This window comes from Cryobacterium sp. MLB-32 (genome assembly GCF_000738085.1).
In the GTDB taxonomy this organism is placed as follows: domain Bacteria; phylum Actinomycetota; class Actinomycetes; order Actinomycetales; family Microbacteriaceae; genus Cryobacterium.
Genome location: NZ_JPRS01000051.1, coordinates 1 through 19309 on the forward strand (window position 1 = coordinate 1; position 19309 = coordinate 19309).

Here is a 19309-nt window from a genome sequence, read left to right on the forward strand (position 1 = left end):
CGCCGTATCCCCCCGGGATCGGGGGTTCACCACACGGTGATTTTTCGGCTAAAAGCGGTATTCTGTGCCACAGCATCCGGTGTTATCCGGCCCCCGCCTCCTGGAGCAATCACCCGTGATTCATACCGCCCTGATTCCCTGGCTCGACCCGACTCAGATCATCAATTCGGCCGGGCCGTGGGCATTGCTGGTCGTGTGCGCAATCGTGTTCGCCGAGACCGGCCTGCTGGTCGGATTCCTGCTGCCGGGAGACACCCTTCTGGTGATCACGGGACTCCTGGCCTTTCCCGCTGCAGGCGTGATCACACTCGACATCTGGTGGGTCGCTCTAGCCATCGGCTTTGCCGCCTTCCTGGGCGGCGAAGTCGGCTACCTCATCGGGCATAAGTTCGGGCCGCACGTGTTTGAACGCAAGGAATCCGGCTTGTTCAGCATCAAAAACGTCGAGCGCACCAACGCGTTCTTCGTACGTTTCGGCGGCGTCGCGGTGATCGTGGCCCGTTTCGTGCCCATCGTGCGCACCTTCGCACCGGTCGCGGCCGGCGTCGGCCGCATGGATTACCGCAAGTACTCGCTGTACAACCTGATCGGCGCGCTTCTCTGGGGCGCCGGGCTGACCTTCGCCGGGTACTTCCTCGGGTACATTCCGCCGGTTGCCGACTTTGTGAAGCGCTATATTGACCTCATCCTGCTGGGGGCTGTTTTCATCACCCTCATCCCGACGGTCTTTCATTATGTTCAGTCCACCGTAAAGGCCCGACGCGCCGCTCGGTCAGGCCCGGTCGCCCATGGTCGCCTCGTGCTCGACCCCGAGACGTTCACGACCAACCACGACGGTCGTCACGAGACCTGACGCAGCCCCGCTGGGGCAGGTCGCCGTGCATCAGGGGTGCAGGTGATCGTGCCCGTGCTCGGCGTGTTCGGCGGGTTCCAGCTGAAATGTTGAATGCTCAACATCAAAGTGTTGTTCCAGGCACTCTGACAGTTCGTCCAGGAGCACTCCGGCACCCCCTCCGTCGAGCACGGCGGGAGCAACCACGATATGCGCCGTGAAGACGTGAGCCCCGCTCGTGATGGCCCACACGTGCACGTCGTGCACGGCGACCACTCCCGGGGCCCCGAGCAGGTGCCGGCGGATCTCAGCCACGTCCGTGTCGGCCGGAGCCGACTCGCTGAAGACCCGGACGACATCGCGGAGCAGGACGAATGCTCGGGGCATGATCATCGCCGCAATGACCAGCGACGCGATGGCATCCGCCGGTGCGTAGCCCGTGAACAGGATGACGGTTGCGGCAACAATGACGGCTATCGAGCCGAGGGTGTCCCCGAGAACCTCCAGGTAGGCTCCGCGCATGTTGATGGACCGGCCCGCTGACGGCCGAAGCAGCAGGATCCCGGCGACGTTGGCAATGAGGCCGACCAGTGCCACCACGAGCATCGGGCCCGCCAGCACCTCGGTGTCCACCGGATGCAGCAGCCGGGACACGGCGCCGACCACGACGACAGCGCCGACTCCCAGAAGGATCAATCCGTTGATCAACGCCCCGAAGACCTCGGCCCGCTGATAACCGAACGTTTGCCGGTCGGTGGCCGGCCGTGCCGCCACGATCGTGGCCGTCAGAGCGACCAGGAGTCCGAACAGGTCGGAGAGCATGTGACCCGCATCGGCGAGCAGCGCGAGCGAACCCGTGACCCAGGCCCCGATGACCTCGACGACGAGGACCAGCCCGATGATGCCGATCGTGAGGGACAACCGGGTGCGGTTGGATCCCGCCCCGTGCGCGTGATCGTGACCCATTCCTCCACGTTAGAGGCGCCGAGGGCTGAAAACCAGCCGACGGCCTAATTGGGAATGAGTGGCGTTCTCACCTGGCTACGGCGCGCTCACCGACTCGCGAATAAGAGGGATCAGGGCTTCGAATGCCATCGCTCGATGACTGACCTGGTTCTTCACATGGCCCGAGAGCTCGGCGGCCGAAATGGCGTACCCGTCGGGAAGGAAAATGGGATCGTAACCGAACCCATTGACACCGTTCGGCTCGTGCAGGAGCTGACCATGCCACTCGGCCACGACGGATCGCTCCGTGCCGTCGGGAAGAGCGAGGGCGGCAGCACAGGTGAAGTGGGCGCCCCGCAAATCGTCGGCGATGTCGCTCACCTGCCAGAGCAACAGCTGGAGGTTCTCGCCGGCGTCTCGGTTCGGCCCGGCCCAGCGCGCGGAGAATATTCCGGGGGAACCTCCCAGGACGTCGACGCATATGCCGGAATCATCGGCAATGGCGGGCAGACCGGTGTGAGCGGCCGCCGCGCGCGCTTGATCAGTGCGTTCTCGGTGAATGTCGCACCGTCTTCGATGGGTTCCGGTCCGTCATAGGCGATGACCTCCACACCGGGAAGCTCTGGTTCGAGAATGCGCCGCAGCTCGTCAACCTTGTGCTGATTGTGGGTCGCCAGGACGATCTGCACGGTCTCAGGCCTCCAGCGCCGCGTTCTGGAACTCGGTGAGCGTGATCGCCCCGCCCAACGCCAGATCCAGCAGAGTATCCAGCTCACTCCGGTCGAAGGGTGCGGCTTCCGCCGTTCCCTGCACTTCGACGAACTTTCCGCGGCCCGTGACGACCACATTCATGTCGGTGTCAGCACGGACGTCCTCCGTGTACGCGAGGTCGAGCATCGGCACACCTCCGATGATGCCGACGGACACCGCGGACACGCTGTCGGTGAGCGGCTGTGCCTTCTGAGCGATGAACTTCTTGTCCCGGCCCCAGGCCAGCGCGTCCGCGAGTGCCACGTAGGCTCCCGTGATGGCTGCTGTGCGCGTGCCGCCATCGGCCTGCAGCACATCGCAGTCCAGCACGATCGTGTTTTCGCCCAGGGCCTTCATGTCGACGACGGCGCGAAGACTACGACCGACCAGACGGCTGATCTCATGCGTGCGCCCGCCGACCTTACCCTTGACAGATTCGCGGTCCATACGGGAGTTGGTGGATCGGGGCAGCATTGAATATTCCGCCGTCACCCAGCCCTTACCCTTGCCCGCCATCCAACGGGGGACGCCGTTGGTGAACGAGGCCGTGCAGAGCACGCGGGTGCGCCCATAGGAAATCAAGGCTGAGCCCTCGGCCTGATCGCTCCAGCCGCGTTCGATGGTGATGGGCCGCAGTTCGTCGTTGGCGCGTCCGTCGATGCGCAGAGTGTCAGTCACAGGTTCTCCTTGGAAATGGATGGGTGCTGGAGTGCGGCGAACTCGTTGAGGTCGCCGAGGCTGAGGGAGCCCGTCTCGATCAGGTTGACCCGGGATATCTCCGGCCCGAGCAGTCGATGGGCGAGGTGCAGGAAGTCATCGGCACTCGCGCCGGTGGCTTCGTAGCGATACGTCGGGGCGCTCCGAACATGACGCTCAAGTCCCTGGCTGACCAGCACCCGATACACGTCGTTCGCGGTCTCCGTGTCGCTCGAAACCAGGGTCACGGAGTCGCCCATGACATAAGAGATCGCCCCGCGAAGAAACGGGTAGTGCGTGCACCCGAGCACGAGTGTGTCGATATCCGCGTCGCGCAGGGGGGCCAGGTATTCCTCGGCAACGTCCAGCACCTCGGGGCCGGACGTCACACCGGCTTCGACGAACTCCACGAACCGCGGGCAGGCCTGGCTGAACAGGGTGATGTCCGTGGCCGCGGCGAACGCATCGTTGTAGGCGCGTGAGTTGACCGTGCCGGCCGTGCCGATGACTCCGACACGCTTGTTGCGTGTCGTGCCCACCGCTCGGCGCACGGCGGGTTGGATGACCTCGATAACCGGCACGCTGTACCGCTCCCTGGCATCCCGAAGCATGGCGGCAGAGGCGGTGTTGCAGGCAATCACGATGAGCTTGACATCCTGCGCGACCAGGTCGTCGAGCACGTCGAGGGCGAATCCCCGCACATCGGCAATCTTCTTCGGCCCATAGGGCGAGTTGGCCGTGTCACCGATGTAGAGCAGTGATTCGTTGGGCAATTGGTCCTTGATCGCCCGGGCGACAGTGAGGCCCCCCACTCCGGAGTCAAAGATTCCTATCGGTGCGTCGGTCACGAGGATCAAGCCTAGTCGCCGCGCGGCGTCGACCGTGTCAGCGAGAGCTGAGGCTCCCTCGATCGGTCATCTCCCCTCCCCCAGTATCCGCACCTGCTCCCGATACTGGTCGGCGGTGATCTCACCCGATGCGAATCGCTCGTCAAGAATCTGGAGAGCCCGGCTCCGGACCGGCGCGGCCGGGAGGTTCGCTTCGGAAGTCCCACCATCCCGGCGCGGGTCGCCACCGGTCGCATTCCCACCGAAGACCCTCACCAGAAGCACCACGAGCAGAGCGATTCCCACCAGGGTCAGCACTCCGAGCAACCACATTCCGCCGACATTCCCGCCGTATCCCCACATCATGGGACGCTCCTCACCGGGCCGCAGCGGCGTGGTCGTCGGGACTGCCCGCTGCCCCCTCTCGCAGAGATGGTACCCCCGGCACGGCGTCGCGAACAGGGACGAACGCGGCGAACCGGCAGCTCACGGTCACGGCGGGCGGATAGGCTTTCCGCGTGACCCAGTCCTCAGCTTTTCGCACAGACCGCTACGAACTCACGATGGTCGACGCCGCCATTCACAGCGGGCGCGCCGATCTGGAGTGCATCTTCGAGGCCTTCGCCCGTCGACTGCCGACAGGCCGCCGCTACGGAATCGTCGGCGGCACCGGGCGGCTCCTGGAACTCATTCGTCAGTTCCGGTTCGGAGACGCCGAACTCAGCTGGCTTGAGGACAATGCGGTCGTGCGTCGACCCACCCTCGATTTTCTGGCGGACTATTCCTTCAGCGGCAGCATCTGGGGTTATCAGGAGGGCGACGCCTACTTCCCGGGATCTCCGCTGCTTCAGGTCGAGAGCAGCTTCGCGGAGGGAGTCGTGCTTGAGACCATCATTCTCAGCGTGCTCAACTACGACACGTCGGTCGCCAGCGCGGCGGCGCGGATGGTTTCGGTGAGTCTGGGGCGCCCCATCGCGGAAATGGGCTCGCGCAGAACGGGCGAATACTCGGCCGTGGCAGCGGCCCGGGCGGCCTATATCGCGGGTTTCGCAGCCACGAGCAGCCTGGAGGCCGGGCGTACGTGGGGAATCCCCACCATGGGAACGGCCGCGCACTCCTTCGTGCTGCTCCATGACAGCGAAGAGGATGCCTTCCGCGCCCAGGTGGACGCTTTCGGCCCCGGTACCACTCTGCTTGTGGACACCTACAACGTGCCACAAGGGATTGCCCTCGCCGTCGCCGTGGCGGGCCCCCGGCTCGGCGCGATCCGAATCGACTCCGGCGACCTGCCTACCGTGGTGGCAGCGGCTCGCGCCCAGCTTGATGCGCTGGGCGCGGTCAACACCACGATCACGGTCACGAGCGACCTCGACGAGTTCGCGATCGCAGCCCTGTCCGCCTCACCCGTCGATGCCTTCGGGGTGGGGACATCCGTCGTCACCGGCTCCGGGGAGCCCGCCGCAGGGCTCGTGTACAAGCTCGTCGCCCACAAGAGTCCGACCGACGAGTGGGTCCCCGTCGCGAAGACGTCCACCGCCAAAATGTCGATCGGTGGCCGCAAGAACGCGGTCCGTCGACTCGACACGCACGGGACCGCGCGGGAGGAAATCGTGCTGCTCGGCGCGGGGCCCTCCGCCGAGATCCCGGCGCCCCTCAGCGGCGACGGCGGAACCGGCACCGATCGACCGCTGTTGGTGCCGCTGATCACGGCGGGTGTGTTCGACGAGCGGTACATGGGACCTGATGGCACAACGCGAGCACGGGCTCACAATGCCACGGCCATGCACGAGCTGCCGATCGAAGCCTTCCGCCTCGGTCGCGGCGAAGCCGTCATTCCGACGATCTACCGCTGAGCATCGGCCCGCACGGGCTCGAGGCTACTTGTCTTTCATCTTTTCGTAGATGGCCTTGCAGGTCGGACACACGGGAAATTTCTCGGGGTCGCGACCCGGAAGCCATTTCTTGCCGCAGAGGGCCTTGACCGGCTTGCCGGTGATCGCCGACTCGAGAATCTTGTCCTTTGGAACGTAGTGCGAAAAGCGCTCATGGTCGCCGGGCTCGATTTGCTCCTGGTTGAGCAGTTCCTCCAGCTCGCGGTCGAGAGTGGACGTCCCCCCACCGGGCTGGCCTGGTTCTGCAATGCTCGCGCGGACGATATCAGTCATGAAACCAGTGTAATCCGTGACGGGTTCACGCGCGAAGGGCCGAGGCAAGCATGTCGGGGCCACGGTGCTCGAAGGCACGACCCCCCATCCACACCCCGACGATCACCGCAAGCAGGCCGACCCCCACTCCCGTGGTCAGTGCCAGCGTATGCCCGGCGGGGTCTCCCGTGAAGCCCAGAACAGCGAAGGCGAGGGCCGGGAGCGTGAGGACGATGGGGCCGACGAAGGCCATGCTCTGCGTGAACGCCGACGAGGTTTCGGGGGCCTGCGGCTGGGCAAAGGGACTGTCGCCGGGCTTGGTAACCGGATACGGGTACCGTGTCGAGGTGAAACTCGATACGCCCAGTCCGGCGAGAAAAAGACATGTGCTCACGCCGAGCATGGACGGCAGCACGGCCCAGGCGTCATAGACATAGATACTGAGCGCAGATCCGAGCCCAATCAGGGGGATTCCCAGCGCGAGCGCGGGCAGCAGCCGACCGATTCGATCCGCGAAGCCCCGAGTGCCCGATGCCACGTGCAGCCAGATCGCCGTGCTGTCATAGGCAACATCGTTGTGCATCGCCCACCCCAGAAAGACGCACATCAGCGGCACAGGAATGAGGGCCAGCCAGTGCGTGGGCACCCCGGCAATGGCCAGGGGAAGCACTGCGATGATCGGCACGACCGGAATGATCATCAGGGAAACCCAGTACCGGGAGTCACGTCCCCAATAGGTGAAGCTGCGGGCGGCGATGACTCCGATGGCATTGTGCGGCAAGCGGTCAAACCACCCGAGTCCACCGTTATTCCGCACGGCTGGGGCCCGCCCGGGAGTAACCAGCATTCGAGCCACAGTCGCCTGCCAGGCCAGCCACAACACGAACACTGTCCCGCCGGCGATGAGCAGCTTGAGCAGTGCAGACACCCAGAAGCCGGTCGCGGCGTCCCCCGGTGCTGCGGACGCCGCTCCGAGGGGCGTCCAACTCAGGATTTCTCCCACCTCTCCGAGCACACCGCGTCCGCTGCGGCCCCAGTTTGTATTGAGCGCCAGAAGCACGACGGGGGCGAGCACGATCAGCAGGACGATGCCGCCGATCCCCGTGAATTCACGAGAGCGCCGCGTGGACAGCAGGAGCGCGCCCCACGCCATACTGAGCCGCGCGAGGATGACACAGGTCGCGAATGTGAACGCCGCGGCCACGAGCGCCACGAGCGTTTCCATGACCCCACGAGACCACGTGGCGACCGTTCCCAGCAGCACAAGCGCAAGCGCGATGGCAGGCACGCCCAGAACGCCGGCGAGCAACAGCCCGACCGACAGGTCCCTGTTTGCCAGCCCGAGCAAAGCAAACTTGCGGGGTTCCATGCTGTCTTCGGAGCCCACAATCAGGGGCATGACGAAGAACCCCAGAACGACAATCGATCCCGCAACCGTCAACGCGTCACGCGTCAAGGTGATGTCGCCGGCGGAGCGCAGGCCGATAAGCGCCACGACAAGCACAATGGACATGGCAAGCGCGTAGGCCATTCCCGCCACGACGCCCACCACCTGGAGCGGACTGCGGCGGAAGTGATTGGACAGCAGTCGCAGCTTTAGTTCGAGAAACTGTGCAACCACTCCATACCCTCCGCAACCTCGCGCCCGCCGGCCAGCTCCACGAAGCGGTCCTCGAGACTCTGCTCGCCACGCACCTCGTCGATCGTGCCGGAAGCCAGCACCGTGCCCCGCACGATGATCGCCACGTTGTCGCATACGCGTTGGATCATATCCATGCCGTGGCTGGAGAGAACGACCGTGCCGCCGGCGGCCACATACTTCTGAAGAATCTCGGTCACCGTAACGGCCGAAACGGGGTCAACGGATTCAAAGGGCTCGTCAAGAACGAGCAACCGCGGCGAATGGATCATGGCGCACGCGAGCGCAATCTTCTTGGTCATGCCGGCGGAATAATCGGCGACGAGTCGGCCAAGGGCATCCTCGAGGCCGAAGGCACTCACCAGATCCGCGGACCGCTTGCGCACGGTCTCGTTGTCCAGTCCGCGGAGGATGCCGGCGTAATAGAGGAGCTGTGAGCCCGTCAGCCGGTCGAAGAGTCGAAGGCGGTCCGGAAGAACACCGATCCCCTTCTTAGCCTCGCGGGACTTGCGCCAAACATCGATGCCATTCACCTCGACGGAACCGCCGTCCGGTCTCAGTAGTCCGGTAATCATCGACAGGGTCGTTGTCTTACCGGCCCCGTTGGGACCGACGATACCGAAGAAGGAACCGGCTCGTACCTCAAGGTCAATCCCGGATACGGCAACATTCTGACCGAAGCGCTTGGACAGCCCTACCGCCGAGAGCAGGACCGGAGCGTCGGAGGATCCGCGAGGCGATGCAACCGTCGGTGAAATGCGGGGGGCGCGTGTGCTTCGAGGACGAGGCCCGGATGGCGAGCCCCGCTCGGCGTTCGTCTGGGGTGCGGGGACCGTCTTGTGTGCGGGGACCGTCTGGGGTTCGGGGACCGTCTGGGGTTCGGGGACTGGCGGCGCCAGGCCAGTCTGCACCTCCGCGACAGTCGTCGGCTCGGGAAGAGTCGTCGTCTGAGGAACAGTCTTCGTCTGAGGAACAGTCTTCGACTCAGGTGAAGCAGTCGTCGTGCTCGATACAGCACCCTCCGGGGCGCTGGCTTCGGTTGCTGACGCCGACTCGGCGGCAGTCGTGGTCGCCGCAGTCCGGGTGGCAGCGGTCTGCGCCGCAGCGGCCTTCGCTGCTGCCGTCCGTGCTGCGTTGGCTCGGCGAGTCGCCGCCGCCTTCGTGGCGGCGGCAGATCGAGCGGCACTTGTTCCCTTGGTGGCGGCCTGCGACCCGGCAGGCTTCGCGGCCGCGGGTTTTGCGGTGCGGGATGTGCCCGGAGGGCGAGCAGCAGCGCGTCCGTGCCCCGCGACCGCGGCGTCCGAGCTCGAGCCAGAGGAATCCACGCTCCGCTCCGTGCCGGACGTGGAGGCACCGGATGTGGACGCGCCGGACGATGACGTGGCCGGCGACGCACTTTTCTTGACGGCGGCCGGTTTGCGCTGCCCCGGTGCAGCCGCGGTCGATCTCGTCGCCGCCGATTCAGGCACCGCGGATCCAACGGGCCTCGTTCGCGCCGCTGTCGTCCGGGCTGCTGCCGGTTTGCGCACGGGCGAGGTGCGCACCGTCGCTGGCTTGGCGGCCGTGGGCCGAAGACCCTCGGAAGACGACGAGGACGCGACAGAATCTGTATCGCCGACACGCAGGTCTGACGACTGCCCCTCGGGCTCGGAGTTGGGCGGGGCAGTGGTCACCCCGCTAACCTACCAAGGTCAATCTGGCAGCGCGGTGTCAGGAGGTGATTGGCCGAAATATGATCCGGAAAAAGCCCGATGGTTTGTCACGAAACGGCCCCAAGTGGGCACAGTCTTCCCCATTCGGGGGCTCACAGGTTATGGTGAGAGTGGCATAACGGTGTGTCTTTACAGAAACTTGTGGGTGAACCCTCGGCAAACTCTTCACAAAAGAGGCGCTCGGGCACAGCCCAATCCACTCTTGAGGAGATAATCGTGACTACCCAAATAGTTATTCTGGCGGCCGGAATGGGCAGCCGACTCGGCCGCTCGCTTCCGAAGCCGCTGACCGAACTCAACGACGGTCGCACGATCATGCAGCAGCAGTTCGACAACATCGACCACGCCTTCGGCAGTGCAGCCCAGGTCACCATCGTTGTCGGCTACAAGCTTGAGCACATCATCGAAGCGTTCCCGCACGCATCCTTCGTGTACAACGAGGAGTACGACCAGACGAACACGTCGAAGAGCCTGCTGCGCGCACTTCAGGCATCGGCGACCGGCGGAGTGCTGTGGATGAATGGCGACGTCGTCTTCGACCCCGCGATTCTCGACCGCGCCGCGGCCATGATGGCCCGCGACCAGTCATTTGTAACCGTCAACACCGACAAGGTGTCCGATGAAGAGGTCAAGTACACGACGAGCGCCGAGGGATACATCAAGGAGCTCTCCAAGACCGTGAAGAACGGTCTGGGCGAAGCCGTCGGCATCAACTACGTCTCCGGCGCCGACAAGGCCGTTCTCATGCGCCAGCTTGCCAAGGTCGGCGACCAGGACTACTTCGAACGCGGAATCGAACTCGCGATCGAGAAGAACAGCATGCTCGTGGAGCCGGTCAACATCTCCGACTTCTACGCCGTCGAGGTGGACTTCGCCGAAGACCTCGAGCGCGCCAACCTGTTCGTTTAGGCCCTCACGTGATTCGTGAGCGGATGCGCCGTGAACCGACGGCCGCATTCGCTCACCTACGATAGAGCGCGTGAGTAGTTTCGCCCAGGTGCGTCCGCAACAGCGCACCCCGTTTGCGCTTTATTGGCATTCCCTGTGGCTGTTGACCCGGCGCGACCTGCGTGTTCGATACTCCACGTCCGTTCTCGGCTACTTCTGGTCTGTTCTGGACCCGCTGGTGATGGCCGGGATTTACTGGTTCGTGTTCACCCAGGTCTTTCAGAAAGACGTGGGCGCCAGCCCCTATATCGTCTTCCTCTTGTCAGCACTCCTGCCGTGGATGTGGTTCAACGGCGCCATCTCTGATTGCACCCGCGCGTTTCTGCGTGAAGCGAAACTGATCCGCTCCACCCGGATTCCCCGCACGATCTGGGTCAACCGACTCGTGCTCTCCAAGGGAATCGAGTTTCTCGCTTCGATCCCAGTGTTAGTGCTTTTCGCAGTGGTCTATGGCGCGGAAATCAACCCCGATGCCCTGTTCTTTCCCCTCGCCATCCTTCTGCAAGTCGTTCTCACAGCGGGTGTCGGTCTGCTGATCGCGCCCCTCGTTGTCTTCTTCCGTGACCTGGAACGCGCCATCAAACTCATCCTGCGATTCTTGTTCTACGCCTCGCCGATCATTTACAGCACCGCGGATCTGCCGGCGAACCTACATTTCTGGGCGGCCTTCAACCCTCTCAGCGGAATCTTCAGCCTCTACCGATCCGCTTTCTTCCCCGACCAGCTGGATTGGTTCGCCGTGGGTATGAGCGCGATCCTGTCCCTGGCCTTTCTCGTCGGCGGCCTGTTCGTGTTTTCGCGCACGGAGCGCGCCGTGTTGAAGGAGATCTAGTGGCCGCGAACCACGTCAGTGTTCCGACGGCTCCGGTCATTTGCCTGACGGATGTCGGCATCCGATTCCGCCGCAACCGGCGCGGGCGCAGGAATTTCAAAGACCTCTTCGCCGCCCGACGTCGCCGGAGTCGTCCGGGAGAGTTCTGGGCGCTGCAGCACGTGTCATTCTCCGTGCATCGCGGCGAAGCGATCGGAGTGGTCGGACGCAACGGGCAGGGGAAATCCACGCTCCTCAAGCTCGTGACGGGTGTGGTCCTTCCCGACGAGGGCGTCGTGCACGTCACGGAGGGCGTCGCCCCCCTGATCGAGATCACGGGCGGTTTCGTCGATGACCTGAGCGTTCGGGACAACGTCTACCTGACCGCCGGACTGCACGGCATGACGCGCAAAGAGGTCGATTCCCGCTTCGACGAGATCATCGAGTTCGCGGAAATCGGCGACTTCATCGATACCCCCTACAAGCATCTCTCCAGCGGCATGAAGGTACGGATCGCCTTCGCCGTGATCTCGCGGCTCGAGGAGCCGATCATCTTAGTTGACGAGGTGCTCGCAGTGGGCGACAAGGCTTTTCGAGAGAAGTGCTACCGCCGCATCGAGGAACTCCTCGCCGGGGGACGCACCCTGTTCATCGTGTCCCACAACGAGCGAGATCTCCGGCGATTCTGTACAAGAGCCCTCTACCTCGACAAGGGTGCGCTGATCCTCGACGGTCCCATTCAGGATGTGTTGGAGCGCTACAACGCCGAATACGGCATCAAGCCCGCCTGAGACATCCGCACGTCGGTCCCGCGGTGCGGAAGCAGAGCGGAATTCAGGCCGGCGAGCAGCTCGCTCAGGTCGACGTCGAGAACCACGGCGAGGCGAACCAACGTGTGGAATGTCGGATTCCCATGGCCGCGATCGATCCGCGCATAATTGGACACGTTCAGCCCGGCAGCCAGGGCAACGGCCTCCTGGTTAAGGGAGAGCGCGAGGCGTCGCTCGCGAAGTCGAAGCCCGAGGAGTCGGCTGGCTTCTGAGGTGACATCAGGCATAGACCCTGTCTAGTGGAGCCGCCGCGCCTTTACCAGACCCCGCGTGGGGCACGTAAGCTCGAAGTCAACAGCGAAGGAGGTCCGCCGTGGCCAGGTCACCGGTACCGCTCGCCTCGTCAACGGGCGGGACCCCGCACGGCGGACAACTTCCGGACGGATTCGTGCGCGGGTTTGACCGCCTACTGGCGATTCATCGCCCGGTGGTCCTCGCGCACATCCGGGCAATCCGCCGGCACAACCCGCGGGCAACCCCCGAAGAGATCGTTCGCGTTCTCGAGCGACGTTACCTCACGGCGGTCACCACCGGAGGCGCCTTCGTCGGGGCCAGCGCCGTCATCCCGGGCGTCGGAACGGGAATCACACTCGCCCTCTCCGGAGTGGAAACGGCGGGCTTTCTTGAAGCCACCGCGCTGTTCGCCCAGTCCGTGAGTGAAGTACACGGACTGACCGTCGACGACCCCGACCGAGCCAGAGCACTCGTGATGACCATGATGCTCGGCCGGGAGGGCTCGGACCTCGTGCGCCAGCTGGCCGGGCAGTTCACGGGCGGCGGCACGGCCCGAACGGCCTACTGGGGCGAGTTGATCACCACGAGCCTGCCGCGTACGATCATCGGACCGCTCACGGACAAGCTCAAATCGGTCTTCATCCGCCAGTTCGCAGCCAAGGGCGGTGCGAGCCTGATCGGCAAAGCCCTCCCCTTCGGGATCGGTGCGGTCATCGGCGGCACCGGCAATCACCTGCTCGGCACCCGGGTGGTCCACTCCTCACGGCTCGCCTTCGGTCCGGCCCCTCTCATTCTGCGTTCGGAACTCGAACCGACCATTCGGCTGACGAGCGTGCCTGACAGGTTTCGAGTGGCCCGATCGGTGTCGGATCGAGCCACGCGCTCCCTGAGTCGATTCGGCTCCGGGACCCGCGCCCTGCTCCCGGGCGGCCGAAGGCGTGGAGCATCGGTCGCGGCACCCGATCCAACGGACCAGGCAGCACCCCCGATCAACGCCTGAGCGCCGCCGTCCGGTCACTCGTGCAGGTCAGTCGTGGGTGGGATCCCGAACGGGATCGGTCTGATCGAAGGCAGCGTCGGACGCGTGTCGGGCCGCGTGGCGTTCCCACTCGGACATCAGTCCCTGCACGGCGGCGTGGAAGCGCGTCGTGGACGCTCCCGGAGTCGTGTCGCCGAAGTAGTGCGTGACCCAGGCGTTGAGGCGGGCCGATGCCGTTCGGTTGTTCGCCAACGCGGTCAGCAACTCCGCAATATCGGGGGCATCCGACGCAGTGACCCATTCACAGTCCGACAGATAGCCGCTCGTGTCGATCAGTGCGGCTGGGTTAACCGGACGGGTGATCATCAGCGGCTTTCCCGCAGCGAGCCGGTCGTAGACCATGGCCGAAATATCGACGATGGCCACGTCGGCAGCGGAGAGCTGCCATCCCAGATCGGGACCCGTGTCGACGACATGGTGGGCGTCAGGATCACGTGCATTAGCCGTGGCAAGGGCCGCGATGATGCGCTTGTTGGCCGCCGCGTAGTCGTGGTCGACGACGCCGCTCCGCGGGTGCGGCCGGTAAATGACACGGTGCTGCCCGGTGGTCAGAAGTGCCGTGACCAGTGCGACCCCGTGGGTCGCCACCGAGCCGTATGCCGCAGCCGGACGGTCGCCTTCCCACGTGGGAGCGTAGAGCACAACCTGACGTTTGTCAGGTGTGTACGGGAGCGGTCCGGAAAAGTGGTCGGCTTGGGGGCGTCCGATGGTGATCGCGCGTTTGTCGAAGTCGAAGTCCCACAAGACCCGGTTCAGCCTGGCCAGTGCTGCTTCTCCGGCCACCAGGGAGTAATCGTAAGCCTTGAACTGGTTCGTGACCATGTACATCTTGTCGCTCTCACCGTGATTGATGAAAACGTGCCACATGCGTCCGTAGCGCATCATCTGGAAGTTGCGTGGGTTCTGATTGACATAGAAGACGATGCGAATGTCTTGCTCCGCGATGACCCGTTCCAGATCGGACACCCGCTGCACGTAGGCGACCGGCAGGGGTGATTCCTGCATGAGCTTGAGCGTTCCGCCGCCGGTCCGGCTGAGCAGCAGGACCGGCCAGGTCTCTGCCAGCTTCGCCAGCGGTTTGTACCACTGACGCAGCTGGTACATGTTGACGGGCCCATCGGCAAAATAGACCGCGATCCTGAAACGGCCTTTCGGCAGCGCGTCACGGACGGCGAGGCGGCCGGTGAGTAACTTCTGCGCTTTGCGGGACGCCGTGACGTCCTTGACCAACTTGACTGCGCGCCTGACGTCTTTCTGAATACCCACTCTCTAAGAATACCCTCCGCTGGCGTCAGACGATCGGCGGGCGGCCGGCCACGGACATCCGCCAGACGGTCCTCGCCGACAGCACGCGCCGCTCCCCCGGGTCGCTCCGCCACCCCTCACGCCAGCCACCGAACCAGGCGCGGAGAGCCGGGCCATCGCGGCGCCAGCGCACGAGCTGAATGAGAGTCCAGGATCCGACGTAAACCGGCACCAGCCAGGCCGGCAGGTTCCGTCGCGCCAGCCAGACCCGATTTCGTGCGTTCAGGCGGTAGTACTCAGCATGTCGGGTGGGATGCATGAATGGATGATTGGCCTCCAGATCGCCCGCGTACCACGCCCGCAAACCCTGGTCCCAGACTCGCCAGGCCAGTTCGATGCCCTCATGGGCGTAGAAGAACGGCTCAGCCCACCCGCCGGTGGCGTCGAAGACCGCACGGGGCATCAGGACGGCACCTTCCCACACGGAGAAGACCGGACCGGAATCCGTTGCTTCTCCCTTGCGGATTCGGGGCACCCAGCGCCGCGGTGACCCGAGTCCGGCGGGGTCGACCACGCGAGGCTGCAGCAGACCGATCGAGGGATCTGCCCGCAACGTGGCAATGGCGTCGAGCAGAAAGCGCGGATCGGGAATGCTGGCGTCATCGTCCAGAAAGAAGAGGAATTCACCCGTCACGTGGGACACACCGCGGTTGCGCCCCGCAGGGATACCGAGGTTGGTCGGCAGACCCAGGGACTTCACATCGCTGGGCAGGCCGGTGGGTTGCCAACCGTTGCCCACGCAGACCACGTCCAGAAGCACACCCTCCTGCGCCAGCAGGCTGTCGATACCGCGGGACAGTTCAACCGGGCGCGTGCCCTGGGTGAGCAGTACAACACCGACGGTCGGGGTCGACGCCGGAGCGCCACTGCCCGTCGAACTAGGAACGGACACGTTTGGAAGCCATGATCGCCACGAAGTGCCCGATCAGGGACAGGAAGGCCAGCGGTACCAGTGCGGCGAGCAGCACCCGGTCGACCAGCGGCTCCCCGGCTACCAGGCCGACGAGCGCGGCCACGAAGATCACCATGGTGAGCTCGACGGAGTGGTAAAGGCGGTGGAAGGGCAGGAACCGAGCGAGCCGGCGAACACGCTTCAGGAGGCTCGAGGTCGGGGCTTTTTCCCCCTGAGTGTCGGCCAGTTTGGTGAGGCCGGCATTGGCCCGCGCGACATGCACCATGTCGTTGAGCGCTTTGTTCAGCACGATGATCAGGGCGAGAAGCAAGGCCAGACTGGTCCAGAGAAAATCGGCTGGGGCCTCAATCGGGTAGGCCGCCGCACGAAAGCCGAGCGCGATCGGAATGAGCGATTCGGTGGAGTAGTGACCGACCTTGTCAAGGAAGACGCCGGCCGGAGACGACGTGCGGCGCCAGCGCGCAACCTCACCGTCGCAGCAGTCGATCAGCATTTGCAGCTGTCCGAGGATCAGGGCCAGAAGCGCACCCCAGATCCCGGGGATGAGCAGCGCTGCGGCCGTGGACCATCCCACGAGGATCATCAAACCCGTGACGCCGTTGGCCGAGATGCGCGTCTTCAGGAGCATCCAGGTGATGTACGGAGAGATGTCTCGCAGGTACAGGCTGGCCGTCCAGTGCTCCGCGTTGGCGCGCAGTCGCACCTCCGGCGGCTGGGCCACCCTGCGCAACTCGGCGATCGAGGTGGGCCGCGCGAATCCGGGTGAGGCTTGCATCATTGTTATCTTCCCGTGTGTGCCGTGATGTTGCTGGTGAGCTTGAGGAATCCAAGAACGAATCCGATGCCCCAGCAGAAGTGAATGCACGGCAAGACTACGAGAAAGTTCAGGACGGCACGAAAACCATCGGGCCGGGCGACCGCGACGGTGGCCCCGATGACGATGGCCAGATACCCCGCGGGGGCGACGAAGCCGAGCAACAACCACGGTGCGGTGCCGTACAGTGCCTGGCCGATGCCGGCAAGGCCGAGCAGAATGCCGACGGCGACGGCCAACACCATGAGGGGCGGGATGAAATAGCGGATGCCGTTGGCCGCCGGGTACCGGCGCGCCAGCTCACCGCGCCACAGGCCCGTCGACAGCATCTGGCGACCCAGCTTCGTCAGGCTCGACCGGGGGCGGTAGACCACCCGAAGCGCGGGTGTGAACCAGACCGTTCCCCCGGCTTCGCGGAGGCGACGATTGAGGTCCCAGTCCTGGCCGCGCTTGACGCCTTCATCGAACAGTCCGACCGCGAGGATGCTCTCGGTACGAAAACAGCCGAGGTAGACCGTCTCGGCTGCGCCTTCCGTGCCACCGACATGGTGCGGGGTGCCGCCGAGCCCAATGCGCGCGCCATATGCCCGGGAGACGGCCTTCTCGAACGGGCTGATTCCCCGGGCATCCATGATGCCACCCACGTTATCGGCACCGGTTCGCTCCAGGGTCTCCACCGCGACCCGAGCGTAATTCGGAGGCAGGACGGAATGGGCATCGACCCGGATGACGACCGCATAGCGCGACGCCCGAATCGCGGTATTGAGTCCGGCCGGGGTCGACCCCACGTCATTCGGGACGATCCGAATCCGGGAATCGACGGCCGCCATCTCCTCGACCAGCTCGGTCGTGCCGTCGATGCTGGGCCCGAGCGCGAGGGTCACCTCGAAGGGACCCGTGTAGTCCTGCTGCAGAAGGCTGACGACGGCGGCACGCACATGCGTCACCTCGTTGAGCACGGGCATCACATATGAGACCCCCGGCAGGAGTTGGTCACCACTCTGGCGCACGCGGCGGCCCACTTTCGGGTAGTTGGGTAGGCGACCCAGCTTATCATCCGACCCTTGCCTCCGGCCCTCCCCGTGTGCGGTTGCACGCAGAACCCCCTCGGACTGTCCCAGGGGTTCTGTCCGAGGGGGTTCTGTCCGAGGGGGTTCTGTCCGAGGGTGTACTGCCCAACGGGGTACTGCCCAACGGGGTACTGCCCAACGGGGTACTGCCCAACGGGGTACTGGAAGGAGCGGTTGCGTCAGCTCGAGAGCTCGCCCACCGTGACGGATACCGTGGTCGACTGGCCGCCTCGCATGTACGTCAGATCCGCCGTTCCCCCAGCCGGAAGCACACGCACCTGGGCGGTGAGGTCATTGGGGTCCGTGATCGGTATGCCGTTGAAGTTGGTGACCACGTCACCGGACTTCAGACCCGCCTTCTCGGCGGCGCCGCCCGACGAGACGTCCTTGATGAGCGCACCCACCGTCGTGCTGCCCGAATCGCTCGTGGCCGCCTGCACACTCGCACCAAGCAGTCCGTGCGTCGCCTTGCCGTCGGCGATGATTTCCTGGGAGATGCGTTCCGCGAAGTTCGATGGAATCGAGAAGCCCACACCGATACTGCCGGCGGCCGACCCCGAGCCGCTGCCACCGGCATTAGCGATGGCCACGTTGATGCCGATCAGCTCGCCCTTGCTGTTGAGCAGGGCACCACCCGAGTTACCGGGGTTAATCGCGGCATCCGTCTGGATCACCGGCAGAGAGATGCTGCCCGTGGTCTGGGGCGCCGGCTGCTGCGTGCCGTCCTTGTTGGGAATGTCGAAGTTCCAGAAGTCGAACGGGTTAGCCCCGTTGCCCTGGTCGGGCGTGGTCTGGTCCGGAGTGGTCGGCGCGGCCGATGACGCCACGGTAATGCTGCGGTTGAGGGCGCTCACGATGCCGTTGGTGACCGTTCCGGCCAGGCCAAGCGGAGAGCCGATGGCAATGGCGGTGTCACCGACATTGAGCTTGCCCGAGTCGGCCCATTGGATCGGGGTAAGACCCTTCGCATCCGTGAGTTTGATGACCGCGAGGTCGGAGATCGGATCGGTGCCCACGACCGTGGCGGCATAAAGCCTGCCGTCGTTGCCCTTTACCTGGATCGTGGCGTCACCGACGGCACCGTCGAGGGTGACGACGTGGGTGTTGGTGAGGACATAACCGTCGTCGCTGAGAATGACACCCGAACCCGTGCCGCCGTTCTGGCCGCTGGCGACCTCGATCGTCACGACGCTCGGCGAGGCCTTAGCGGCCACCGCGGTGATCTCATTCACGCTGTCCGTATTGTTCACGACCACGTTGCTCGCGCCCTGAGACTGGTTGGCCGGCACGCTCGTGCTCTGGTTGGAGTCGACGAGGGCGTAGATGCCGGCGCCGGATGCTCCGCCGACAAGCGCGGCGATGGCCAGCGCGGCGATGAGGCCCACGCTGGTGCGGCGCCGCGCTGAGTCCTTCGTCAGAGCCGGTCCACCGGGAGCGGTCGACTGTCCATTGGCGGTGGCGTAGTCCTGCTCGGCGGCAGGCGTGGCCGGCACGGGTCGACCGAAGGCATCCGTCGGATACGCCGCCGTGGCAGTCCTGTCGGCGGCCGTCGTAGCCGGTGCGGCAGGGTACGACGGGTATGCGGCGAGGTCAGGCTGTGCGGTGGCGTCAGGCTGTGCGCTGGCGTCGGGTGCGGGAGTCACGTCGGATACGGGAGTCACGTCGGATACGGGAGTCACATCGGGTACGGGAGTGGCCGGCGGTGCCGCGGCCTCACCGGAACCGTCCACGGAGAAAGAAGCGGTCTCGTCGTGGGGTTCGGGCGTGGGACCGGAATCCTGGTTTTTGTCAGTCATGGGG

19 protein-coding genes and 1 pseudogene are annotated in these 19309 nt (G+C 64.9%); 6 read left to right on the forward strand and 14 right to left on the reverse strand.

Features of this window, described 5'->3' with window-relative positions; genetic code table 11:
- The first annotated feature begins 118 nt into the window (after positions 1-118).
- Positions 119-853: a DedA family protein gene (locus tag JF66_RS07255; protein WP_197059357.1), complete on the forward strand. Its 735-nt coding sequence runs from the start codon at positions 119-121 to the stop codon at positions 851-853.
- Positions 854-883: 30 nt separating this feature from the next.
- On the opposite strand, the gene JF66_RS07260 is transcribed toward JF66_RS07255, so the two are convergent.
- From JF66_RS07260 to JF66_RS07280, 5 genes and pseudogenes are all read right to left on the reverse strand, one after another.
- The gene (locus JF66_RS07260; protein WP_035876598.1) at positions 884-1798 is read right to left on the reverse strand and encodes a cation diffusion facilitator family transporter; all 915 of its coding nucleotides are present in this window, start codon (positions 1796-1798) and stop codon (positions 884-886) included.
- Positions 1799-1873: 75 nt separating this feature from the next.
- Positions 1874-2466, reverse strand: a pseudogene (gene rdgB / locus JF66_RS07265) (RdgB/HAM1 family non-canonical purine NTP pyrophosphatase).
- Between the two features lie 4 nt (positions 2467-2470).
- Positions 2471-3205 carry a ribonuclease PH gene (gene rph, locus JF66_RS07270; protein WP_035876599.1) on the reverse strand — a complete coding sequence of 245 codons (735 nt, stop codon included), beginning with the start codon at positions 3203-3205 and terminating at the stop codon, positions 2471-2473.
- The gene (gene murI / locus JF66_RS07275) at positions 3202-4071 is read right to left on the reverse strand and encodes a glutamate racemase (RefSeq protein ID WP_035876616.1); all 870 of its coding nucleotides are present in this window, start codon (positions 4069-4071) and stop codon (positions 3202-3204) included. The genes rph and murI overlap by 4 nt, the downstream gene beginning before the upstream one ends.
- A gap of 66 nt (positions 4072-4137) precedes the next feature.
- Positions 4138-4416 carry an SHOCT domain-containing protein gene (locus JF66_RS07280; protein WP_035876601.1) on the reverse strand — a complete coding sequence of 93 codons (279 nt, stop codon included), beginning with the start codon at positions 4414-4416 and terminating at the stop codon, positions 4138-4140.
- Between the two features lie 152 nt (positions 4417-4568).
- Here JF66_RS07280 and JF66_RS07285 point away from each other — a divergent pair, with 152 nt between their 5' ends.
- Complete coding sequence (locus JF66_RS07285) at positions 4569-5903, forward strand: nicotinate phosphoribosyltransferase (protein ID WP_035876603.1); 1335 nt, start codon at positions 4569-4571, stop codon at positions 5901-5903.
- 24 nt (positions 5904-5927) lie between these two features.
- Here the strand turns inward: JF66_RS07285 and JF66_RS07290 are convergent, their stop codons facing one another.
- Genes JF66_RS07290 through JF66_RS25265 form a run of 3 tightly spaced genes read right to left on the reverse strand, consistent with a single transcriptional unit; the run spans position 5928 to position 9506 of the window.
- Positions 5928-6215: a DUF3039 domain-containing protein gene (locus tag JF66_RS07290; RefSeq protein ID WP_156109687.1), complete on the reverse strand. Its 288-nt coding sequence runs from the start codon at positions 6213-6215 to the stop codon at positions 5928-5930.
- A gap of 25 nt (positions 6216-6240) precedes the next feature.
- Complete coding sequence (locus JF66_RS07295; RefSeq protein ID WP_051973247.1) at positions 6241-7815, reverse strand: hypothetical protein; 1575 nt, start codon at positions 7813-7815, stop codon at positions 6241-6243.
- Positions 7791-9506, reverse strand: coding sequence for an ATP-binding cassette domain-containing protein (locus tag JF66_RS25265; protein WP_369797967.1), 1716 nt, complete (start codon positions 9504-9506; stop codon positions 7791-7793). The genes JF66_RS07295 and JF66_RS25265 overlap by 25 nt, the downstream gene beginning before the upstream one ends.
- A gap of 255 nt (positions 9507-9761) precedes the next feature.
- On the opposite strand from JF66_RS25265, the gene JF66_RS07305 reads away from it, so the two are divergent.
- The 3 genes from JF66_RS07305 (at position 9762) to JF66_RS07315 (ending at position 12095) form a co-directional block, all read left to right on the forward strand.
- On the forward strand, positions 9762-10454 hold the full coding sequence (locus tag JF66_RS07305; protein ID WP_035876604.1) for an NTP transferase domain-containing protein: 693 nt from the start codon (positions 9762-9764) through the stop codon (positions 10452-10454).
- Positions 10455-10524: 70 nt separating this feature from the next.
- Entirely contained in the window at positions 10525-11325 is an 801-nt protein-coding gene (locus tag JF66_RS07310; RefSeq protein ID WP_231556337.1) for an ABC transporter permease, read from the forward strand.
- The gene (locus JF66_RS07315) at positions 11325-12095 is read left to right on the forward strand and encodes an ABC transporter ATP-binding protein (RefSeq protein WP_035876606.1); all 771 of its coding nucleotides are present in this window, start codon (positions 11325-11327) and stop codon (positions 12093-12095) included. The genes JF66_RS07310 and JF66_RS07315 overlap by 1 nt, the downstream gene beginning before the upstream one ends.
- On the opposite strand, the gene JF66_RS22185 is transcribed toward JF66_RS07315, so the two are convergent.
- Positions 12062-12361 carry a helix-turn-helix domain-containing protein gene (locus JF66_RS22185; protein WP_081882213.1) on the reverse strand — a complete coding sequence of 100 codons (300 nt, stop codon included), beginning with the start codon at positions 12359-12361 and terminating at the stop codon, positions 12062-12064. The two genes, JF66_RS07315 and JF66_RS22185, sit on opposite strands and share 34 nt — an antisense overlap.
- Positions 12362-12447: 86 nt before the next feature.
- Here JF66_RS22185 and JF66_RS07325 point away from each other — a divergent pair, with 86 nt between their 5' ends.
- The gene (locus JF66_RS07325; RefSeq protein ID WP_197059355.1) at positions 12448-13368 is read left to right on the forward strand and encodes a hypothetical protein; all 921 of its coding nucleotides are present in this window, start codon (positions 12448-12450) and stop codon (positions 13366-13368) included.
- Positions 13369-13395: 27 nt separating this feature from the next.
- Here the strand turns inward: JF66_RS07325 and JF66_RS07330 are convergent, their stop codons facing one another.
- From JF66_RS07330 to JF66_RS07350, 5 genes are all read right to left on the reverse strand, one after another.
- On the reverse strand, positions 13396-14673 hold the full coding sequence (locus JF66_RS07330; RefSeq protein ID WP_035876609.1) for a membrane protein: 1278 nt from the start codon (positions 14671-14673) through the stop codon (positions 13396-13398).
- A 25-nt stretch (positions 14674-14698) separates the two neighbouring features.
- A complete protein-coding gene (locus tag JF66_RS07335) occupies positions 14699-15604 on the reverse strand; it encodes a glycosyltransferase family 2 protein (protein WP_051973248.1) in 906 nt (301 codons plus the stop codon).
- Positions 15591-16400, reverse strand: coding sequence for a CDP-alcohol phosphatidyltransferase family protein (locus JF66_RS07340; RefSeq protein WP_035876634.1), 810 nt, complete (start codon positions 16398-16400; stop codon positions 15591-15593). The genes JF66_RS07335 and JF66_RS07340 overlap by 14 nt, the downstream gene beginning before the upstream one ends.
- 5 nt (positions 16401-16405) lie before the next feature.
- Positions 16406-17449, reverse strand: coding sequence for a glycosyltransferase family 2 protein (locus tag JF66_RS07345; RefSeq protein ID WP_035876636.1), 1044 nt, complete (start codon positions 17447-17449; stop codon positions 16406-16408).
- Positions 17450-17688: 239 nt separating this feature from the next.
- Positions 17689-19305, reverse strand: coding sequence for a S1C family serine protease (locus tag JF66_RS07350; protein WP_051973249.1), 1617 nt, complete (start codon positions 19303-19305; stop codon positions 17689-17691).
- Between the last annotated feature and the right edge of the window lie 4 nt (positions 19306-19309).

Bases quoted from the DNA above. Each gene is read 5' to 3' on its own strand.
- JF66_RS07260 (WP_035876598.1), bottom strand. From the start codon at position 1,798: ATGGGTCACGATCACGCGCACGGGGCGGGATCCAACCGCACCCGGTTG.
- JF66_RS22185 (WP_081882213.1), bottom strand. From the start codon at position 12,361: ATGCCTGATGTCACCTCAGAAGCCAGCCGACTCCTCGGGCTTCGACTT.
- JF66_RS07290 (WP_156109687.1), bottom strand. From the start codon at position 6,215: ATGACTGATATCGTCCGCGCGAGCATTGCAGAACCAGGCCAGCCCGGT.
- JF66_RS07340 (WP_035876634.1), bottom strand. From the start codon at position 16,400: ATGCAAGCCTCACCCGGATTCGCGCGGCCCACCTCGATCGCCGAGTTG.
- JF66_RS07280 (WP_035876601.1), bottom strand. From the start codon at position 4,416: ATGATGTGGGGATACGGCGGGAATGTCGGCGGAATGTGGTTGCTCGGA.
- JF66_RS07350 (WP_051973249.1), bottom strand. From the start codon at position 19,305: ATGACTGACAAAAACCAGGATTCCGGTCCCACGCCCGAACCCCACGAC.